We start from the raw sequence: 20055 nt of genomic DNA on the forward strand, positions 1-20055 counted from the left end.
GCGGCTGCCGCTGCTCGGGGATACGTTTCGGGAGGGAGTTGCCCGGAAAGCTGGTGTCGGCCGGTACAACGGACCCGTATATTGGCGTATCGGATGTGCCGGTCATATCCGACAGCAGCGTGATCACTCTGCGGTGCTCATTCGTGCCACCCCTCACCCGAGCGGTTCCGGGGCGGTGTACGAGGGGTGGCTTCCAACATCATGGGAGAGCCGTAATGGTTGGGATCCGGCGCGGGCGTCACACCCCGAACAAGGCATCACTCGGCATCCTGGGGCTCGTCGCGGCCCTGGTCCTGGGCGTATTCGTGATCAGCCCGACGGTCGGTTCCGCGGCATCGTCCGCCTCGACGTCGGTCCAGACCAGGTACAGCCCGCTCGGTGCCATCGCCAGTGGTCCCGCCGGCCCGGCGACCGCCAAGCTCACCGTCGCGCCGTACTGTTGCCCGTCCAGCGCGGTCGTGCTGACACCGCAACAGGTGATCACCGATCGCGACTCCCAGGGGATGAACCTCGGTCTGCCGTCCGACAACACCTCGGTCAGTGCCGTCGAGGTGTGCTACGCCGTCCTCTCGGCCACGGTCGGGCGGACGTACATCAGCCAGACGCGAGTGACGGACATGACCCTGCCGAACTCGGCGCTCGTCAGCTTCGAGGACAACACCGACCGAACTGCGGTCGGCCCCGCCTGCTACACGATGCCTGCCCACATCACGCCCACCGGGGCGATGACGCTCAGGCTGAGTGTGGTCTTCGGCAGTACCGCCGACCGCATCACGATCGGCATGGTCAAGCTCACGGGCCAGTCCGAGTAGCCGTGCCGTGGTGTCGCCGCGGTGGTCGGTGTGTGGGTGTCTTTCGAACGCGGGAGCAGTCGCGAACGGGCTTTGGCAGGAAGGGCATTCCGCCGTTCGGAGTCCGTGGGTGTCGGGACGACGCCCTGCCGGGCATCGGCCACGCGTGCGGCCACAACGTCAACGGCGCGGCGGCGGTCGCAGCGGCCCTCGCGCTCGCCCCGCTCGCCGACGAATTCGGCCTGACCGTCAAGCTGTTGGGCACTCCGGCGGAGGAGTCCGGCGGTGGCAAGGTCTACCTGCCGGAGCGGGGCGCGTTCGACGACGTCGCGACGGCGATGATGGTGCACGCCGCGCCGATGGATTGTGTCGGCATGGGCTCGCCGGCGATCAGCACCTGGCAGGTCGCCTACACGGGAGTCACCGCGCACGCTGCGGCGATGCCGCACAAGGGCGTCAACGCCGCCGACGCGACCGAGGCGATCGAACCGGGTGGGACGATCACCGGGGAGCACGGAATCGGCTGGTTGAAGAGGTCCGGCCTGAACCGGGAGTCGGACCCGCTCGTGTCGGACATGCATCGCGCCGTCAAGCGGGCCCTCGATCCCGCAGGAATCCTCAAGCCGGGCGAAGTCTTCGCGATGGACAACCGATAGCAGGGCGCTCTCCCCACCGAATGCGAGCCGGGTACCCCGCGCTGCCGACGCGGCGCGGGGTGCGTTCGATGTTCGGGGACGAAAGGGTGTGGGCGGCCGTGTTACCCGGGGGCTGAACCGCCGGCGAGTTCGGTTGCCGCGTGGTCGCACCAGGTGAGGCCGGCCCGGGCCTGGCCGAGGCCGTAGGCGCGGAGCAGGGGTCGGGTGGCGGCGCCTGCTTCGGATTCGAAGTACGCGATCCAGCCTAGGAATTCGCGGCGCTTGTGGGCGATGAGGGCGAGTGCGTCCGTCGAGGACAGCGTGTCGACGAAGGTGAGCTTCAGCAGCGCCTCGTCACGCAGCCGGGGTGGGCCGGGCGGGGCGGCCAGCCAGTCGTGCAGGGCGGCGCGGCCCGCGTCGGTGGCCTGCCAGATCGTCTGGTTGCGGGGCCCGGAGGCGCCGAGCGGCTCGGTCAGGCCGAGGTCCTGTAGTTGTTTGAGCTGCGGGTAGAGCTGGGCGTAGCTGACGCCCCAGAAGGCGTCGACCTGGGCGAGCGCGGCCTGTTTGATCTCGTAGCCGGAGCGGGGCTGCAGCACGATGAAGCCGAGCGCGGTCCACCCGGTCTCGGTCAGCGGCGGCAGGGGTGCGGATTCGGTCACGGCTCTTGCCTCCTCAACATGCATGGCATATATGTATCCCAGTTATATCGGATCGCGTGGAGGTGCCACTCATGGAGCGACTGATTCTGGCCGACGCGACCGTATTGGACGGCGTCAACCCGTCTGCGGCGGGGCGGACCGTGGTCGTCGAGGGCGATCGCATCACGGCGGTCACGCCCGGCACGGTGGTGCCCCGGGACGGAGACCGGGTCGTGGACCTGGCCGGGCGGACGGTCATGCCGGGCATGTTCACCTGCCACTTCCACGCCACCTACCACGAGCTGGGGTCGCGGCCGAACGTGCCGTACGGCAACGAATACCCACCCTCGTACCAGGCACTGATCGCGGCGAAGAACCTCGACACCGCGCTGGCGCACGGCTACACGTCCGTGATCGGCGCGGGCGCCGCCAACGAGGTCGAAGGCGGCGTGAAGCGGGCGATCGAGGACGGGATGACGCCCGGCCCCAGGTTCTGGCCCTCCGGTCGTGAACTGTCGACGACCGGGCACGCCAACGACGGGGTGCCGTGGCACTGGGGCATGCCCGCGCCCGGCGCGGTGCGGCTGTGCGACGGGGCCGAGGGCTTCCGGTACGGGGTACGCGAGGAGATCAAGCGCGGCGCCGAGGTGATCAAGCTGTTCGTCACCGGCGGGCACGGGACCACGGCGCCCAAGGACCGCATCGAGATGACGCGCGACGAGCTGGCCGCCGCGATCGAGACCGCGCACTCGCGCGGCGCGCTGGTGCGCGCCCATCTGGTCAACAAGCCCGCCATCATGATGGCCCTGGAGCTGGGCATCGACATCGTGGACCACTGCGACGAGATGGACGACGAGGTCATCGCGGCGCTGGTGGACACCCGCGCGTTCGTGGTCCCGTCGCTGCACTTTCCCAAGCACTTCCTCGAAGTGATGGGTGCCGGCCTGGGGTTCGCGGCGGACGCGATCCGCGCCGACCTGGAGAGCATGTACGCGGCGATCCCCAGGGCCCAGGCCGCCGGCGTGCGGTTCGTCCTCGGCGACGACTACGGCGCGGTCGGCTTCGCGCACGGCCTGTACGGGCGGGAGTTTCGCCTCTACACCGAGCACGCGGGCATCACCCCGGCGGAGATCGTCGGCTGGGCCACCCGCAACGGTGCCGAACTGGTCGGCCGCGCCGCCGACCTCGGCACCGTGGAGACGGGCAAGCTCGCCGACCTGCTCATCCTGGACACCGATCCCACCGTCGATCTCGCGGTTCTCGCCGAGGGCACGCCCCGGGCGGTCCTCAAAGGCGGCCAACTCGTGCACGGGCAGTTCCCCGGCTGACCACACGTGCCCCGACCGGCACCCCCGTACCCACAAGACAGAACCGCAGCACGGAGGTTTTCCATGGCGACCGCGATCGGCTCCATCCACCAGCTCGGCTACGTGGTCCGCGACGTCCGCGCGGCGATGCGGCACTGGACCGAGAACCTCGGCGTCGGGCCGTTCTTCCACTTCCCCGACGCCGGCATCGTCAACACCTACTACCTCGGGACGCGCACCGACGCGCGCATCGCGGTCGGCATCGCCTACTCCGGCGACCTGCAGATCGAACTGATCCAGCAGCTCAATCCCGAAGCACCCAGCGCCTACACGGAGTTCCTCAGTGAGCACGGCGAAGGGCTGCACCACCTGTGCCACTTCACCACCGACTACGACGCGTACGTGCGCCGCTTCGCCGACGCCGGCGTCGAGCCGTACCACTGGGGGGACGCCGGGCCGCAGGCGCGGTTCGCGTACTTCCCCACCGAAGGGCACGGCGGTTCGGTCGCGGAAGTCTACGAGAGCACGCTGCACGGCGACTTCTTCGCCATGATGCGCGACGCCGCCCGCGACTGGGACGGCACCGACCCGGTTCGCGAGGTGACCCTGTGATGAAGGCGGTGCGCAACACCGCCGACGGCATCCGGGTCCTGGAGGTTCCCGAACCGGCGGACCGCAACGGGGTGCCGCCGGTGGAGGTCACCGTCGTGTCCACCGCCATCTGCGGCAGCGACCTGCACCTGATGGCGATGGGCCCATCCCCGGTCACCCCCGGCCACGAGTTCGCCGGCCTGCTGCCCGACGGCACCCCCGTCGCGGTGCGCCCGTACCTTCCGTGCGACGCCTGCGACCAGTGCGCCGCCGGGGCCGCCCAGCTCTGCCGGACCGGCGGCGAACGCCTGCTGGGCGTCGCGATCGACGGCGGCATGGCCGAACGCGTCCGGGTCGATCCCGGAGCGCTGTTCCCGCTCGTCGACACCTCGGGCGCCGGCGTCGACCCGCGTGACGGCGCCCTCGTCGAACCGCTCGCCGTCGCCCTGCACGGCCTCAACCGCGCCGGCGTGACCGCCGGCCGGCGCGTGCTGGTGATCGGCGGCGGCCCGATCGGACTGTGTGCCGTCGCCGCCGCCCGCCACCTCGGCGCCGACGTCGACCTGACCGAACCGCGGCCACACCGCGCCGAAGCCGGCGAAGCGCTCGGCGCCCGCATCCGCGCCACCGGCGAATACGACACGGTCCTCGACGCCGCCGCCGTGCAAGCCTCCTTCGACCTGGCGGTCGCCCACCTGCGGCCACGCGGCACCCTCGGCCTGCTGGGCACGTTCTGGACGCCGGTGGCGATGGGCTACACGACCCAGATGAAAGAGATCACCATCGTCCCCGCCTTCATGTACGGACACCACCACGGCGCACCCGAGTTCGCACAGGCCACCGACATCCTGCGCGCCGTACCCGACTTGCCTCGGGTCCTGATCACCCACCGCTTCCCCCTCGACGAAGCCGCCCGCGCCTTCGCCGTCGCCCAGGACCCCGCCGCCGCAGCGATCAAGGTCGTCCTCGAACCCTGAGCAGAACCCCGCACATGCGCCCCCACCCTCACCGGCCACGCGCCTCACGCTCCACGGCCCGCCGCTGCGCCGGGACCGCAACGGATGCCGGCCGCCGAGGCTCGGCGTCCGCGTGGCCGGGGGCGGACCGGGCGATCGTGCCCTCGCACCGGAGTGGTCGGGGCGGGCGGGCCAGGCGTCGGTGATGGTGTCGGTGTCGGGTCGGTCGGGGTGCGCCACGTCAGGACGGCGGTGCCGCCCATGCGGGTGAGTTCGTAGCGGTCGCCGCGCAGCCGGGCGGCGTGGGGCACGGCGGATTCCGTCGGCGTCGCGGTAACTGTCGGAGACCGTGTACTGGTTGCGGAGCGTGCGCCATTCCGGTGTCGGCGTCCGGGAGCCCACGGCGGTCGGGACGTGGTGGTCGCTGCGGTGCCGGACGCCTTGGGGAAGCCGTAGCCCGACATCGCCTCGGTGGGGGCCGGCACGGTCTCCAGGGACTGGTAGGCGGCGTACGCGGTTACCGGCAAGGTTTGGTGGTTCGTGTCTGCACCGGGTTCGGGGTTCCGTGTGTCCGGTGGGGTGGGTGTCGGCTTTCCGGGCTGTGCCAAGTGTGTTCGGTCATGGGGCGGGTTCCACGGCGTGCAGGACTGTTCGGTCCTCGTTCCCGGTGAGCAGGAGCGCGCGGCCGGTGTTGACGGCCCAGGGGACGGCGGTGTGGTCCGGCATCGTGAGGGCGCCGCGGACGGTCAACGCGACGGGGTGGCCCTCGCGGGTGCCGTACACGCGGTCGCCGGCGACGGAGCGGGCGACGGCGCCCGGGGTGACCGACGCGCGTCCTTCGGCGAGGTCGACGACGACGGGTCCCAGGGCTGCGAGGGGGCCGTCGTCGGAGCGGATCCAGGTGTTCGAGAGGGATCCGGCGGGGGCGTCGGCGTGGGCGAGTACCCGGCCGGAGGAGGAGTCGTGGACGGCGAGTGTCTCGGCGTCGTCCCGGGGCCCGGACCACACGACGGCGACCGACCCGTGTCCGCCGCCGGCCACGCGGAGCATGCGCGCGCCGGGGTGCGGCGGGACCGGGGCGACCCCGCGTGTCGTGCCGTCGAAGCCGAGCAGTTCCCAGGGTCCGACGGCGCGTCCCGCGAGGACGTGCGTGGCGTCGGCGGCCATCGCGACGGTTCCGGGGGGCACCCGGACGGGGACGAGGACGCCGCCGCGCAGCGCGGCGGCCGATCCGTCGGGTCCGGTCACCAGGGGGAGGGCGCCGGCGTAGCTGACGCGGGCGCCGGGCGCGAGCGCGACGGTGTCGGGCGGGTCCCAGGGGCGGGGGCCGCCATGTGTGGGCCACACCACGAGTCCGTCCCGGGTCTCGGCGACGAGTACCGGCGCGGTCGGGTCGCCGGTGGCGTGGAGCGCGAGATGGCCCGCCGGCAGCGGTTCGCCGGCTTCCTCGATCCGCCCGTCTCGGGGATCGAGGAGGGCGACGCGACGGTCCGGCGTGAGTACGGCCAGGACGTTCCCGAGCGCGGCCACGCTCGGCCGGCCGGCTCCCGGCGGTGCGATCGACCGCGTCCAGGCGGACGTTCGTTGCCAGCCGGCCGGGGAGGTGAATGCGGCGGTCTCGGCACGCGAGGTCGTGCCCGGTCCGGGGTCGGCGGGTCCGTCGTCCGGCCACGCCAGGACCGCGGCGACCGTGACCGCCGCGGCGATCGCGAGGCCGATCGCGGCCGGGGTGACGCGGGGGAGGGACCGGGTCGCACGCCGCCGTGCGCGACCGGGGCGCGCGGGCGTGGTCGAGGGTGGCCGCCCGGTGGGCGGCGGGGCGGTCTCGGGCGGGTCCGGCGTCTCGTACGGATCGTGTTCGTGGGTGAGGTGTCCGTCGGAGTGGGCCCGTTGCCCGTCGAACTCGTCGTCGTGGTCGTCGGTCGCCGCGGCGTCCTCCCCGAACGTCGGGGCGTGCGCCTGGTCGTCGGGGGCCTCGTCGTCGGGTTCGGGATCGGGATGGGGTTCGGCCAGGAACGTGAGCGTCCCGTCCGGGTCGACGAGGAGTGGGTAGCGCGTGCCGTCCGGATCGATGTCGATCGCGCGTACGGGCCGGTCGAGGAGGGAGGCGGTGAAGCGCACCTCGTCGATGGCGGCGTGCCGGGCCTGCGTCCCCTCGGGAACGTGGACGGGCGTGCCGTCCACGGTCGCGGTGCCGTCCTGGGGGTACTCGATGACGAACAAGGGCGTGGCCGGGACGGCGGAGGCGTGGGTGGTCAACGGTTCTCCCGCGTTCTCGGGCGATTGGGGCGGGTGCGGTCGTGGCATGGGCGAGGCCCGGACGGCGCGCGGGTGGCCCGGATCGGAAGGCCGCCCCGCGCGGACCGCGGCGCCTGACGTCCCGGCGCGCGGGGGCTTCGCCTTCGTGGGGCGGGACGCGTACGGGGCCGTGGGGCATCGCGCCGGCTCCGGCCGGGTGGCGGTTGTTCCGGTCGGACGTGTTCGGGACCGTCCCGCGCGTCGACGCCCCCGTCCGACGTCTTCGGTCCGACGTCCCGGGGGGAGACGGGGTCCGACCCCGCGACCAGGACGATCCTCTCGGCCACGGTCGGCTCCTCGCTGTCGTCGATCGAGTGGTCCCGGCCCTCGGCTCCCGCACCGTCGGCGCCCGCGCCCCTCGCGATACCGGTTCAACGAGCGGCCCACGCCCCGGCAACGGATCGGTCGCCCGATCGCGTTGGCGACGACACCGAACGGCCGGCCCGCCGCGCCCGCCCCGCGCCGAAAGACGCCCGAGCCCCGACCCCGAACCCCGACCCCGAATCCGTCGACACCACGCCGCCGATTCCGTGTCCGTCGACGTCGCACCGCCGACCCCGTGAACCATCCACCGCGATCCGCGACTCGCCCCGTGAGGCCACCACGGCACCCGAGTGACTCCCCGAGCGTCCGCGCGTTACCCCCTACGGGACAGACCTCGTGCTCACGGAGGAACACGTGCATATCACCCGACCGGCCGCCGCGACGGCTCTCCTGCTCCTGCTCCTGGCCGCCTGTGACACCGCGCCGGCCACCGGCCCCACCCAAGCCCTCGATCCCGCCCTGGCCGCGAACAGCGCGCCTCTCCCCGACGCCGGCACACCCCGGCTCCCGCCACCCGCCACCCTCCCCCTCGGCCCGACCGGCCCCGCGACACCCCCACCCCCGGCGCCGTCCACAACGCCGCCCGACCCGCGCGGGGACACCCGACCGGCCGGATCCCCCCAGCCGACCCGCGGATCCGGCACCTCGGGCCGTGTCGACCGTCCCCCCACACGACCCGACCGCGTCACCTCCCGACCGGACGCGGTCGACCCCTGGGCCGCCTGCGGCTTCGGAGTCCGCTTCGCCGGCGGCAAAGACGATTCCCCCCAGGCCCGCATCTGCCGCCCCAACCACGGCTGACTCCCCCCGAACGACGCCCGGCACCCACCCGAACACTCGATCCGGCCGCCATCGACCGCTACGGAGACCGCCTCGACATCGTCCCCGTCGACCTCGGCAGCCACCACTTCCCGGTCGAGTCCCCCAAGCCACGGCGAAACTCCTGACGGCCATCCGCAACCGACGCGACCTCGGTGTGGGCCGTGGCCGATCCACGGCCCGCATCGCCCACGGCTCACGGCCCGACCCGGACGGCAGTGTCGAACCAATCACCGGTCACGGATCCCAATCGGCCCTGCCGACCGACCACTTCACCCGCAAGGTAAAGAGTTCGACCGTGCCCAGCCCGCTGGGCCGGCGGAACGTCACCATCCCCAACCGGGTGTCGCACCGTCCCCGGAATGCAACCGCAGGCCGCCCGCAGGAAGGACGCACACCAACTCCCCTGGACGGGGGCCGGACGGAACGGTTCCCTGGGTGCGGACGACGGCGGCCGGCAGACCCTCGCGCCGTCGGCGATTCCCTTCGGCGACCTGAACGCACCCCGCCAGGCCGACCACACCGACATCGACGAGATGGTCCAGGCGTTCGCCCGGGACGGGTCAGCGGGTGCGTTCGTAGTGGCGGCGTGCCTTTTCGCGGTTGCCGCAGGCGGCCATCGAGCACCAGCGGGCGCGGTTGGCGCGGCTGCGATCGAGCAGGAACAGTTGGCACTCGTCATTGGCGCAGGCGTGCAGCCGGCCGGGCAGTTGCTCAGCTGGGCCTGGACCGCTACGCCCTCTACGTCCAGGACTACGGCGCCCCCATCGGATGGCGCCTCGCGCTCAAGCACCCCGAACGCATCTCCGCCCTCGTCACCCGGAACGGCAACGGCTACGAGGACGGTTTCGTCGAGTCGTTCTGGACCGACGTCTGGGCCTACGGGGCGAACCCCGGTCCCGACACCGAACCCGCCGTCCGCGCCGCGCTGAGCCTCGACGCCATCCGCCGGCAGTACGTGCACGGTGTGCCCGATCCGAGCCTGGTCAGCATGGACACCTGGGAGCACGACTTCGCCCTCGTCTCCCGCGAGGGCAACGACGAGATCCAACTGGCGCTGTTCCGCGACTACCGGAACAACCGCCCGCTCTACCCGCTGCTGCACGAATTCCTGCGCGCCGGCGAGGTCCCGGTGCTCGCGGTGTGGGGCCGCAACGACGAAATCTTCGGCCCGGCGGGCGCGCGGGCCTTCGCCCGGGACGCCAAGGACGCGGAGGTGCATCTGGTCGACGGCGGTCACTTCCTGCTGGAGAGCCACCTGGACGTCGTTGCGGGTTACCTGCGCGGCTTCCTCGGGCGGGTGCTGCGATGAGAGAGCGCGATGGGGCCGCGACGGATACCGGGCGAAGCACCCGGCCGCCGGTGGACCCGCACGGGCCGCACCGGCCGCGGGGGTGATCGGTTCCGTTCAGTTCTGTTCCAGGACGAATACGGCGCTGGTTTCCGGTGCCAGGGCCTGGAAGACGTGGGGGATGTCGCCGCGGTAGCTCACGTAGTCGCCGACGTCGAGTTCGACGGCCTGGTCGAGAGGCCCTGCCATCGCGCGTCCGGCGGTGAGGACGACGTGTTCGATCGTTCCGGGCAGGTGCGGTGAGGACCGGCGGGCTCTGCCGGGTTCGGCGCGGATCCGGTAGATGTCGCACTGCGCTTCCGGCGCGCAGGATGCGAGCAGTGTGGCCGTGTAGTCGGATTCCTCCGCGTGGGTGGGGCTCCCCTCGTCGGCGCGCAGGATGCGGATGGCGGGGCGCGGCGGTGTGACCAGCCGGCTGAACGGGACGCCGAGCGCCACGCTGAGCGCCCATACGGTCTCCACTCCCGGATTGCCCGTACCGGCCTCCAGTTGCGACACGGTGGCCTTGCTCAGACCTGCGAGGCGGGCGAGTTCGCTCAGTGACAGCCCCCTGCGCTGTCGCTCGCTGCGAACCGCGGCCGAAATCGCTGCGACGGGTGATGCCATGGGGGACGACTCCAGAGGCTTGTGGGTTCGACGCCGGCGTGGCCAGTGGCCCGGCATCGTCCGAACGTTCGCTGTGGCGAACGTTCGGACGAAAAAATGTACAGTGATTCTGTCCGATCGGCAGCCGGAACGGGCGATCGATGGACCCCTGGACAGGACACGGAAAGGAGCAACGGTGCAAGGGACGAGCGGAGCGCACGCGTTGGTGCGTACGTTGGTGGACAGCGATGTGCGGGTTTGTTTTGCGAACCCGGGCACGTCCGAGATGCATTTCGTGGCCGCTCTGGACGCCCTGCCGCAGATGCGCGGGGTGCTGTGTCTCTTCGAGGGAGTCGCCACCGGCGCGGCCGACGGATACGGACGGATGACGGGGCGCCCGGCCGCGACGCTCCTGCATCTCGGGCCCGGGTTGGCCAACGGACTCGCCAACCTGCACAACGCCCGCCGTGCGAACACCCCGGTGGTGAATGTCGTGGGCGATCACGCCATCGACCACAAACCTCTGGATTCCCTGCTGGAGTCGGACATCGACGCGCTCGCCGGCACGGTCTCCACCTGGGTGCGGCGTTCCACGACCACCGAGGCGCTCGGCGCCGACGCGGCCGACGCGGTCGCGGCGGCGCTGACCTGCTTCGACGGCGCCGAGGAGGTCGGACAGGGCTCCTCCCGAACCGGTACGTCCGGGTCCGTCTCGACCCTCATCGTCCCGGCGAACCTGTCCTGGTCGGCGGGAGGCCGACCGGCTCGGCCGGTGAAGATACCCGCGTCCCCCGCGCCTTCCGAAGAGCACGTGCGGTCCATCGCGAGGCTGCTGCGCTCGGGAGAACCGTGCGTACTCCTGCTGGACGGTGCAGCGTTGAGCGAGCGGGGACTGCGCGCGGCGAGCCGGATCGAGCACGCCACGGGCGCACGGTTGCTCTCGCGGAACTGGGCCGCCCGCCAACGCCGAGGCGCGGGGGTGCCACTCGTCGAGCCCCTCGCGTACCGAGGTGAACAGATCACCGTGCAACTTCGGGACGCACAACACCTCGTCCTCTGCGGTGCACGTACGCCGGTGACCTCGTTCGCCTATCCCGACCGCAGCAGTCTGCCGACGCCCCCCGATACCCGGGTGCACGTCCTGGCCGAGGACGGAGGCGCCGACGCCGTACTCGCGCTGGACATGCTGGCCGACCATGTCGCGCCAGGCATCGAGCCGGTCCTCGCCCCGCTGTCGCCGCCGCCACTGCCGCGCGGCGAGCTGACCGTCGACAACTGGACGGCGGTCATCGGCGCCCTGCTTCCCCACGACGCCATCGTCTGCGACGAGTCCATCACGGCGGGCATGGCCACACTCCAGCCGGCCACCGCCTGCTCACCGCCCCACGACATGCTGGGATTGACCGGTCTGTCGATCGGACAGGGACTGCCCTCGGCCACCGGGGCGGCGATCGCCTGCCCCGACCGCCCCGTGATCTGCCTCCAGGCCGACGGCAGTGCCATGTACACCCTGTCCGCCCTGTGGAGCCACGCCCGGGAAAACCTCGACATCACGACCGTGATCCTCAACAACAGCTCCTACGCGATCCTGCGCGCCGAACTGGAACGCGTCGGTGCCACCGCCGAGGCGTCCGCCCAACTCTTCGACCTGTCGCGCCCGGATCTGGACTTCCTCTCCCTCGCCAACGGCATGGGCGTGCCCGCAGGCCGCGCCAGGACCGCCGGGGAACTGGCCCGGCAGTTCCGTCGGGCCCTGTCCGAACCCGGCCCCCACCTCATCGAGGCCGTGCTGCCGCCGCGCGCCGGCTGAGGGCGTGAGCGGCTGATCACGGCCGTCCATGCCTTGTCGACCGCCACCTCGGCGGCCAGGAGCGGCGCGTCGTCGGTGCGCTCGAACGCCTTGAGATGACCTCCGGTGTCGGTGACCGCTGCCGCGACCGGGAAGCCGATCTCATCGGCGGCGGCGAGCACCGCCCCCGATCAGCTCGGAGGCAGCGGAGCGGGTGATGGTGGGAGCGGACTGCGACTTCGCCTGTGTTCGACGGTTCATCGGTGCCTTCCTGCGCGACGAAATGAGGGTGAGGTGATTGCCGGGGAGGGGTGTTCGAGGACGCGTCAGGCCGGTCGTGCGCCGGCGACGGGTGGTGGTGCAAATGCCGGGAAGCGTGCGTCAGGAGGTGACACGCAGGACGAGCTTGCCGCGGGTACGATTGTTCTCGCCGCGGGCGTGGGCCCGGGCGACCTGCTCCAGCGCGAAGACCTCCTCGACCTCGACGGTCACCGCTCCGGCATCGATGAGCTCGGCGATACGGGTCAGGGCCGTGCCGTCGGGTTCGACCAGGAAGGCGCTCGCACGCATACCCCGCGCCCGAGCGGCCTCGGCCAGTTCGGCCGAGACCCCACCGGGGATCGCGACGAGCAGGCCGCCGGGGCGCAGCACGTCGAGCGATCGGGTGCTGGTGCGGTCGTGATCGTCACCGACCAGGTCGATGACCACATCGACGTCACGGACCGCGTCCTCGAAGCGGACGGCGGCGTAGTCGACGAGTTCGTCCGCGCCGAGTTCGGTCAGCCAGTCGTGGCGGCCACCGCTCGCGGTGCCTGTGACGTGCGCGCCCAGATGCTTGGCGAACTGGACCGCGAAGTGTCCCACCCCGCCCGCGGCCGCGTGGATCAGCACGCGCCGGCCCGCGCGGAGCCCCGCGGTGTCCACCAGCGCCTGCCACGCGGTCAGGGCGGCCAGGGGAACGGCGGCGGCCTGTTCGTGATCGAGAGCGGCGGGCTTGCGGGCGAACTGGCGCGCCGGTGCGGTGACGTACTCGGCGTAGCCGCCGGCCGCGCGGGGGAACCACGGCATCCCGTAGACCTCGTCACCGGGCTCGAAGGTGGTCACCCCGAAGCCGATCTCCTCCACCACCCCGGACACGTCCCAGCCCAGAGTGAACGGCGGCTCGCCCAGCACCCCGGCCATTCCACCGCCGGAACGCGTCTTCCAGTCCACGGGGTTGATCCCGGCGGCGTGCACCCGCACCAGGATCTCGGTCGGCAGGGGCGCGGGCCGGGGCACCCGCGCCACCCGCAGCACCTCCGGACCGCCGAATCCGTCCTGGATCAGCGCGCGCATCAAGGTTGCGGACATACGTCAACTCCAAGCAGGTGGAACGGCGGGAGGCCGGTCGTGCGGCCTCCCGGTTGGTGTTGGCGACGGTATCCACGCGCCTATAGTTACCCGCAAGGGTTACTACTTTCCTTTGGGAAGCAACCAGGTGAGGAGCGGTTCATGGCGATGGAATGTGCAACAGGCCGGCACAGCGACCACGACGTCTACGCCGCCCAGTGCCCCTGCCGCGCGATGCTGGACATGCTCGCCAACAAGTGGTCGGCGCTGGCCATCGGCGCACTCGAACAGGGCCCGCAACGCTTCGGCGAGCTGCAGCGGCGCCTACAGGGCATCAGCCCCAAAGTCCTCACCCAGACCCTGCGCCGTCTGGAGGACTCCGGCATCCTCACCCGCACCGTCTACCCCGCCGTACCCCTGCACGTGGAGTACGCCCTCACCCCTTTGGGCCACGGCGCCGCCGTCCCCCTCGGCCTGCTGCGCACCTGGGTCGAGGAGAACCTCGACAACACCGCCGCAAGCCCGTGCCGGCCCCGGAACGCCTGACCCTCCCCGCCACGACGGGTTCGTAAAGCCACGCGGCCGGACACGGACGGCCAACCACCGTCACACGGACGCACAAGCGCATCGAGCCACGATGAAGAGACCGTCGTCGTCCCGGCCGTCCACGAGGCGTACGAGCGGGCCGGATCGCCGCAGATCCCCGCGCGTGGTTTCGGGGACGGTCCGATCGCAAGGAATCTGCACGAGGTCGGGGAGCAGCGGCTGGCCCACATGGACGATCAGGGCATCGACGTCGCCGTGCTGTCCCTGTCGTCTCCGGGCGTGCAGGACCTGCCGGAGGCCGACGCCGTCGCGGTGGCCCGCGAGCCCAACGACCAGCTCGCCGGGATCGTCGCAGCCCGGCCCGACCGCTTCCAGGCGTTCGCCGCGATTCCCACCCAGTCGCCGGCGGCGGCCGCGGCCGAGTTGGAGCGCGCGGTGTGCGAGCCGGGCTTCCCCGGAGCCATGCTGTACGGCCGTACCGGGGACAAGCCGGCCGACCATCCGGACAACGACGAGCTGTACGCGACCGCCGAGCGGCTGGCCGTGCCGTTGCACTTCCACCCGCAGACACCGGTCCGGCCCGTCGTCGACGCCTATTACTCCGACCTCCCGGACCCCCATGGGCCCCGTCCTGGCCGGAGCCGGTCTCGGCTGGTACTACGACCTCGGCGTGCAGTACCTGCGCATGATCTTCTCGGGGGTCTTCGACCGGTTCCCCGACCTGCAGGTGATCGCCGGACACTGGGGCGAGGTCGTGCTGTTCTACCTCGACCACATCGGCTTCTTCGGCGAGGCCGGCCGGCTGCGGCAGCCCCTCGCCGACTACTTCAAGCAGAACTTCTGGGTCGCGGGCAGCGGCACCAACAGCCCCCGCTACCTGCGCTGGACCGCCGAAGTGATGGGCACCGACCGGATGTTGTACTCCACCGACTACCCCTTCACCTACGGCTTCCGCCCCGGCGGCTTCCCCTACGTCGACACCAGCAACGGCGAAGCCCGCTCCTTCCTGGAGAACTCGCCCTTCACCGACGAGCAGAAGGCCGACATCGGCCACCGCAACTGGGAACGCCTCACCGCCCGCGCCGAGCGCCCCTCGGCCTGAAGCGCCCCCACACCGGCCGGCCGGAATGCCACCACGCCCTCCGGCCGGCCCCACCGTCAACCCCCGGCACCTGCCATCGGCGGGATCTCGGGTGGTCCGCGACGTCGTCCGAAGCGCACCGACGCGAGAGTGTGGTGGGCGAGTCCGGGCAGGCCCGCCGGGCCTACGTCGACACGTCGTTCTCTCCTACGTGGGTGAACGATGCGGGACCGCCGCGGCCGCGGCCTCGGTGTCGGAACGCGACCCGGCGGCCGGAGGCGAACAGCCGGGGCCGACGGTGCTCATGTTTTCCCGGCCAGCGCGCGCAGGCCGGCTGCGGCCAGCGGTGCGGGTGCGCGGCCTACGGTCTCGAAGCCGAGACCCCGGGTCAGGCCCAGGCGGAAGCGGGCGTGGATTCCCTCGGCGATGACCGCGGCCTTGAAGTAGCCGAGGGCGATGTAGAAGCCGAGACCGTCCAAGGCGCGCCCGCTCACGAGGCCGTAGCGGTGGGCCAGTTCGGCGGAGGCCGGGAGGCGGTCGCTGGTCGAGGCGGCCGTGCTCCCCAGCACCGGGGCGAAGGCCGGGTCCGCGTACGCCAGGTGAAGACCCAGGTCGGCGAGCGGGTCGCCGAGAGTGGCCATCTCCCAGTCGACCACGGCGCGCACGTCCGTCGGATCGTCGGGAGCCAGGATGGCGTTGTCGATTCGGAAGTCGCCGTGCACGATCGAGACGCCGCTCTCCGGCGGGCACATCTCGTCGAGCCCGGCGTGCAGGGCGTCGAGGTCGGCGAGGTCTTGGGTGCGTACCCGGTGCCACTGGTCGTACCAGCGCCGGACCTGCCGGGCGAGGTAGCCCTCGGCCCGGCCGAAGCCGTCGAGTCCGACCGAGCCGGGATCGACGGCGTGCAGGCGGGCCAGGGTGTCCACGAGGGCGTGGGCGCAGCCGGCGATCCGCTCGTCCGGCAGCCTGTGCAGTTGCTCACGGGTGCGGATGACGGTTCCCTCGACGTACTCGACCACCGAGAACGGCACACCCAACAGGGCGGTGTCACCGAAGGCGACGGCGCGCGCCACCGGGACCGCGTTGCCGGCGAGCGCGGAGACGACCCGGTACTCCCTGGCCATGTCGTGTGCGGACGGGGTCAGCTCGCCCAGGGGTGGGCGACGAAGGACCCAGTCGGTGTGACCGTCGGTAACCTTGTAGGTGAGGTTGGACCGTCCGCCGTGCATGAGCTCGGCGGCGAGTTCGCCGCGGAAGCCGGGCACGTGTTCCTCGAAGAAGCGGTTCAGCAGCGGCAGGTCCAGTCCGTCGGGGCTTTCTCCGGCGTCCGCGTTCACCGGGCGGTCGCCGTCTCGTGTCGGCGGACGACCCGGCGGGCGATGGCCCAGCGGTGGGTTTCCGAGGGCCCGTCGTAGATCCTGAACGGTCGCACCTCGCGCAGGAAGCGCCCCAGCAGGGCGTCCCCGGACACGCCCAGGGAGCCGCAGATCTGCAACGAGCGGTCCACCACCCGCCAGACGGCCTCGGCGCAGAAGGTCTTGGCGATCGAGGTGGACTGTGCTCCCGATCCTCCTCGATCGAGGTCCGCGCAGGCCTGCAGGATCAGACCGTGGGCGGCGGCGATGTCGATCTCGTTGTCCGCGATCATCTGCTGGGCCATGCCCAGGTCGGCCAGCCGCGAGCCGAACAACTCGCGGCTGGTCGCCCTGGCCACCGCGATGTCCTGGGCCCGGCGGGCGATGCCGAGCCAGCGCATGCAGTGCGTCGTACGCGCCGGACCGAGCCGGACCCGGGCGTGGCGGAACCCTTCGTCCACCTCCCCGAGTACGGCGTTCTCGGGGACGAGGCAGCCGTCGAAGAACAGTTCGAGGTGTCCGCCGAACAGGCTCTCGTCGAGCGTGTCGATGTGTCGCACGATCTTCATGCCCGGGTTCGTGGCCTCGACGAGAAACATGGTCGCGCCCCCGGCGTCGCCCGGGGTGCCGGAGGTCCGCGCCATCACGATGGCGAAGGCCGCGCCGTCGGCGCCGGTGACGAACCACTTGCGGCCGTCGATGCGCCAGCCGCCCGGGACGCGTTCGGCCCGGGTGGTCAGGGCGCTGGGATCCGACCCGGCCCCCGGGGCGGGTTCGGTCATCGCGAAGCAGGACCGCACGTCACCGGCGGCGAGGGGGCGCAGCCGGCGCTCCTTCTGCTCGGGTGTCGCGATGGCCTCCAACATGTGCATGTTGCCTTCGTCGGGCGCGGCGATGTTCAGGGCGAGCGGGCCGAGCAACGAGTAGCCGGCCGCCTCGAAGACGAACGCGCGGTCGCGCATGTCCAGGCCGTGCCCGCCGAACTCCGGGGCGACGTGCGGCGCCAGGATGCCCGCCTCGCGGGCGGCCCGCTGAAGTTCCCGTCGTATCGCCTCGGTCGACACGCCTCTGTGGCGCTCCTCGACCGGAAGTACCGTCTCGCGGACGAACCGCGCGGTGCGTTCCGCCAGTTCCGCCGCGACCGGACCGGGTGTGAGATCGACTGCCATGAACCCTCCCAGGCTAATGAGTGTTAGCCGACCGTATCAGGATGCTTCTCGGAATCGTAGAAACGTGAGCCAGGGAGGTAGAGTCGGTGGCTAACAGAAGTTAGCGAAATGTTCAGACCTGGGAGAGTGCTCGTGTCCGACTCGCTGCGATCCGAGGCCATCCGTGCCGCCGCGTTGGATCTGTTCACCGAGCGTGGCTACGAGGCGACGACCATGGCGGACATCGGCTCCGCGGTCGGCGTCCGCGGTCCGAGCCTTTACAAGCACGTCTCCTCCAAGCAGGGCCTGCTGGTGCAGATCATCCGCAGCACGATGGAGGACCTGCTCGCCGCGCATCGGGCGGCCGTCGCGACGACGGACGACTGGGCGGAACGACTGCGGCGCGCCACCGAGACCCACGTGCGCTACCACGCCCGGCACCGCCGGGAGGCGTTCGTCGGCACCCGCGAACTCCGCAGTCTCGTGGAGCCCCATCGCGCGGAGGTACTGGCGCAACGCGCCGAATACGAGGCGTGCTTTCGCGACCTGATCACCGCCGGAGTCGACGCCGGTCGGTTCCGGGTCGCGTCCGTGCGCTTGGCCTCCTACGCCATCCTGGATCTGGGCATGGGCGTCGCCGTATGGTTCCGCGAGGACGGCGAGATCACCGAGGAAGCCGTGGCCTGGGAGTACGGCGAGATCGCGCTGCGCATCGTCGGTGCGAACGTGGCCCGATGATCCGGCCGCACCGTGTCGGTCATCGTCGCCCAGCGCGATGGCGTCGGCGGCGGAACGGGCCGAGACCACGGACTCGTCGAGACAGATCGGGGTGCGCAGACTGCGGGCGAGGGCGGCGTGTCCGAGCAGGTCCTCCTCGTCGAGGGGTTGTTCGATCAGCAGCAGGTCGAAGGCGTCGAGTCGGGCGAGGTGTCGGGAATCGGCCCGCGTGTAGGCGGTGTTCGCGTCGACCTGCAGAAGTATCTCGTCGCCGAAGTGCTCCCGGACCGCGCGCACCGGCGCGACGTCCCAGCCCGGTTCGATCTTGAGCTTGATCCGTCGATAGCCCTGCGCCTGGTAGCCCGCCACGGCATCGATCAACTCCGGCACCGAGTCCATGATTCCGACCGACACCCCGCTGGGGACGCGGTCGGAGACCGCACCCGGAGCGGCCGCGAACGACCGGCCGCAGGAGCGCAGTTCGGCGTCCAGGATCGCCATTTCGAGGGCGGCCTTCGCCATGCGATGGCCTTTGACCGAGGCGACCAGGGGTGCGAAGCCATCGGCGGTCACGGACTCGGCCGCCGGCAGCGGAGGTACCGGGTGCCGCAGGAGCACGTCTTCGGCGCCCTCGACGTACTCCTAGGAATAGTCGGGTTCGGCCCCGGCGACGCACTCGCCCCATCCCTCGCCGTGCGAGGTGGACACCTGCACCACCAGTGCCGAACGCTCGTATTCGATGCCCAGGGACGTGCGGAAGGGCGTGACCAGCGGCAGGGAGATGCGGCGCAGGCGGACGTGCTCGATCTTCATCGTCCTTCTCCTCGGGTGAGAACGTAGCCGCAGGCCGCCCGGTCGAAGTCGACCAGCCGGGCTCCCTCGGCCAGCAGGGTGCCCAGGGTGTCGCGGAGGGCCAGGCGCCAGTCACGGGCGACGGACGGCCGGTGTACGCGGAGCAGGTCGATGTCGGGCGGTACGGCGACCAGGACTGTCGCGTCCCCCGCCCGCCGGGTCACCGGCCGATCGCCGTCGATGTCCAGCAGTGCCCGCGGGGTCGGCCCGGCGGGAGTGGGGGCGGGCCCGGTGTCCTCGTCGCATGCCGCCACGGCCCGCGCGCCGCGCAGATCCCAGCGCAACATCAGCCGATCCGACTCGTCGGCGGAGTTGAGCCCGTCCGACAGGGGACCGTAGTAGTCGGGCAGGTACGTGTTCGCCGTGCCACCGAGTTTGTGCAGATTGAAGTGGGCGTTGCGGGCGACGAGCGGGTCGAACGTCCAGGTGATGTGGTCGACGCCGTGCTCCAGGGCGTGCGCCCGCTGATCCAGTTTGAGCGCGTAGCCGACCTCGCGTCCGCGAGCGGAGACGTGGACGCCCGCGATGTGGCTGTGCATTCCGGGCCGGCCGGGCGGTCCCCACAGGCCGACGCACGCGCCGAGAAGCCGGTCGTCGCCGTCCGCCTCGTCGAACGCGCCCGCCACGTAACTGCCCGCGTCCGCCATCGCCTTGACGACGTCGCCGGCGAGGGGCGGGCGGTCCGGGTCCGTCTGCCACACCTCGCACAGGAATCGCGCACAGGCGTGGCCGCGGGCCGTGGAATCCAACATCCGGATCCGTACGCCGGATCTGGTGCCGGCGCGCGCGGCGCTCGCTCGTGCCCTGGTTGCCTCATCACCGGTGTCCATGACCCGCATTATGGGCAACTCGCTTGCATAGTAGGGGAATCGCGATCATCGTTAAGATCGTCTTCGGGTGGATGCCAACTCCCGGTAACACCAAAGATCCCTAAGCCGACCTA

At 71.5% G+C, this 20055-nt stretch carries 16 protein-coding genes and 5 pseudogenes; 11 read left to right on the top strand and 10 right to left on the bottom strand.

Annotation, left to right across the window (positions count from 1 at the left end; translation table 11 throughout):
• The first annotated feature begins 215 nt into the window (after positions 1 to 215).
• Positions 216 to 812, top strand: coding sequence for a hypothetical protein (locus ACH4U8_RS14135; RefSeq protein WP_395777948.1), 597 nt, complete (start codon positions 216 to 218; stop codon positions 810 to 812).
• Positions 813 to 844: 32 nt separating this feature from the next.
• A complete protein-coding gene (locus ACH4U8_RS14140; protein WP_395777950.1) occupies positions 845 to 1447 on the top strand; it encodes a M20/M25/M40 family metallo-hydrolase in 603 nt (200 codons plus the stop codon).
• A 101-nt stretch (positions 1448 to 1548) separates the two neighbouring features.
• Here ACH4U8_RS14140 and ACH4U8_RS14145 read toward each other — a convergent pair whose 3' ends face one another.
• Positions 1549 to 2085 (bottom strand): PadR family transcriptional regulator, encoded by a 537-nt coding sequence (locus ACH4U8_RS14145; RefSeq protein ID WP_395777952.1) that lies wholly within the window; start codon positions 2083 to 2085, stop codon positions 1549 to 1551.
• A 71-nt stretch (positions 2086 to 2156) separates the two neighbouring features.
• Here ACH4U8_RS14145 and ACH4U8_RS14150 point away from each other — a divergent pair, with 71 nt between their 5' ends.
• The 3 genes from ACH4U8_RS14150 to ACH4U8_RS14160 all read left to right on the top strand — a co-directional run bounded on the left by ACH4U8_RS14150 (position 2157) and on the right by ACH4U8_RS14160 (position 4939).
• Positions 2157 to 3392 carry an amidohydrolase family protein gene (locus tag ACH4U8_RS14150; RefSeq protein ID WP_395777954.1) on the top strand — a complete coding sequence of 412 codons (1236 nt, stop codon included), beginning with the start codon at positions 2157 to 2159 and terminating at the stop codon, positions 3390 to 3392.
• Between the two features lie 63 nt (positions 3393 to 3455).
• The gene (locus ACH4U8_RS14155; protein WP_395777955.1) at positions 3456 to 3983 is read left to right on the top strand and encodes a VOC family protein; all 528 of its coding nucleotides are present in this window, start codon (positions 3456 to 3458) and stop codon (positions 3981 to 3983) included.
• On the top strand, positions 3983 to 4939 hold the full coding sequence (locus ACH4U8_RS14160; protein WP_395777957.1) for a zinc-binding dehydrogenase: 957 nt from the start codon (positions 3983 to 3985) through the stop codon (positions 4937 to 4939). Before ACH4U8_RS14155 ends, ACH4U8_RS14160 begins: the two co-directional genes overlap by 1 nt.
• A gap of 597 nt (positions 4940 to 5536) precedes the next feature.
• Here ACH4U8_RS14160 and ACH4U8_RS14165 read toward each other — a convergent pair.
• Entirely contained in the window at positions 5537 to 7177 is a 1641-nt protein-coding gene (locus ACH4U8_RS14165) for a hypothetical protein (RefSeq protein ID WP_395777958.1), read from the bottom strand.
• A gap of 1745 nt (positions 7178 to 8922) precedes the next feature.
• Positions 8923 to 9075, bottom strand: a pseudogene (locus tag ACH4U8_RS14170) (CGNR zinc finger domain-containing protein); the annotation flags it as partial.
• On the opposite strand from ACH4U8_RS14170, the pseudogene ACH4U8_RS14175 reads away from it, so the two are divergent.
• Positions 9075 to 9671, top strand: a pseudogene (locus tag ACH4U8_RS14175) (alpha/beta fold hydrolase); the annotation flags it as partial. The pseudogenes ACH4U8_RS14170 and ACH4U8_RS14175 overlap by 1 nt on opposite strands.
• Positions 9672 to 9767: 96 nt before the next feature.
• On the opposite strand, the gene ACH4U8_RS14180 reads toward ACH4U8_RS14175, so the two are convergent.
• Positions 9768 to 10316 carry a helix-turn-helix domain-containing protein gene (locus ACH4U8_RS14180; protein ID WP_395777960.1) on the bottom strand — a complete coding sequence of 183 codons (549 nt, stop codon included), beginning with the start codon at positions 10314 to 10316 and terminating at the stop codon, positions 9768 to 9770.
• Between the two features lie 175 nt (positions 10317 to 10491).
• Here ACH4U8_RS14180 and ACH4U8_RS14185 point away from each other — a divergent pair, with 175 nt between their 5' ends.
• Positions 10492 to 12105, top strand: coding sequence for an acetolactate synthase large subunit (locus ACH4U8_RS14185; protein ID WP_395777962.1), 1614 nt, complete (start codon positions 10492 to 10494; stop codon positions 12103 to 12105).
• A 68-nt stretch (positions 12106 to 12173) separates the two neighbouring features.
• Here the strand turns inward: ACH4U8_RS14185 and ACH4U8_RS14190 are convergent.
• Both ACH4U8_RS14190 and ACH4U8_RS14195 read right to left on the bottom strand, forming a co-directional pair.
• Positions 12174 to 12266: pseudogene (locus ACH4U8_RS14190) on the bottom strand (heme-binding protein); the annotation flags it as partial.
• Between the two features lie 199 nt (positions 12267 to 12465).
• Entirely contained in the window at positions 12466 to 13434 is a 969-nt protein-coding gene (locus tag ACH4U8_RS14195; RefSeq protein ID WP_395777964.1) for an NADP-dependent oxidoreductase, read from the bottom strand.
• A gap of 141 nt (positions 13435 to 13575) precedes the next feature.
• Here ACH4U8_RS14195 and ACH4U8_RS14200 point away from each other — a divergent pair, with 141 nt between their 5' ends.
• The 3 genes and pseudogenes from ACH4U8_RS14200 (at position 13576) to ACH4U8_RS14210 (ending at position 15061) form a co-directional block, all read left to right on the top strand.
• On the top strand, positions 13576 to 13959 hold the full coding sequence (locus ACH4U8_RS14200; RefSeq protein ID WP_395777966.1) for a winged helix-turn-helix transcriptional regulator: 384 nt from the start codon (positions 13576 to 13578) through the stop codon (positions 13957 to 13959).
• 228 nt (positions 13960 to 14187) lie between these two features.
• Positions 14188 to 14481 (top strand): annotated as a pseudogene (locus tag ACH4U8_RS14205) (amidohydrolase family protein); the annotation flags it as partial.
• Between the two features lie 97 nt (positions 14482 to 14578).
• Positions 14579 to 15061, top strand: coding sequence for an amidohydrolase family protein (locus ACH4U8_RS14210; protein WP_395777968.1), 483 nt, complete (start codon positions 14579 to 14581; stop codon positions 15059 to 15061).
• A gap of 281 nt (positions 15062 to 15342) precedes the next feature.
• Here the strand turns inward: ACH4U8_RS14210 and ACH4U8_RS14215 are convergent, their stop codons facing one another.
• Positions 15343 to 16377 carry a phosphotransferase family protein gene (locus ACH4U8_RS14215; protein WP_395777970.1) on the bottom strand — a complete coding sequence of 345 codons (1035 nt, stop codon included), beginning with the start codon at positions 16375 to 16377 and terminating at the stop codon, positions 15343 to 15345.
• A complete protein-coding gene (locus tag ACH4U8_RS14220) occupies positions 16374 to 17564 on the bottom strand; it encodes an acyl-CoA dehydrogenase family protein (protein ID WP_395777972.1) in 1191 nt (396 codons plus the stop codon). The genes ACH4U8_RS14215 and ACH4U8_RS14220 overlap by 4 nt, the downstream gene beginning before the upstream one ends.
• Positions 17565 to 17696: 132 nt before the next feature.
• Here ACH4U8_RS14220 and ACH4U8_RS14225 point away from each other — a divergent pair, with 132 nt between their 5' ends.
• Complete coding sequence (locus tag ACH4U8_RS14225; RefSeq protein ID WP_395778206.1) at positions 17697 to 18281, top strand: TetR/AcrR family transcriptional regulator; 585 nt, start codon at positions 17697 to 17699, stop codon at positions 18279 to 18281.
• A 27-nt stretch (positions 18282 to 18308) separates the two neighbouring features.
• Here the strand turns inward: ACH4U8_RS14225 and ACH4U8_RS14230 are convergent.
• Positions 18309 to 19073 (bottom strand): annotated as a pseudogene (locus ACH4U8_RS14230) (enolase C-terminal domain-like protein); the annotation flags it as partial.
• A complete protein-coding gene (locus tag ACH4U8_RS14235; RefSeq protein ID WP_395777974.1) occupies positions 19070 to 19942 on the bottom strand; it encodes a hypothetical protein in 873 nt (290 codons plus the stop codon). The gene ACH4U8_RS14235 and the pseudogene ACH4U8_RS14230, both read right to left, overlap by 4 nt.
• Positions 19943 to 20055: the final 113 nt, after the last annotated feature.

It is taken from the genome of Embleya sp. NPDC020886 (assembly GCF_044333915.1).
GTDB lineage: Bacteria > Actinomycetota > Actinomycetes > Streptomycetales > Streptomycetaceae > Embleya.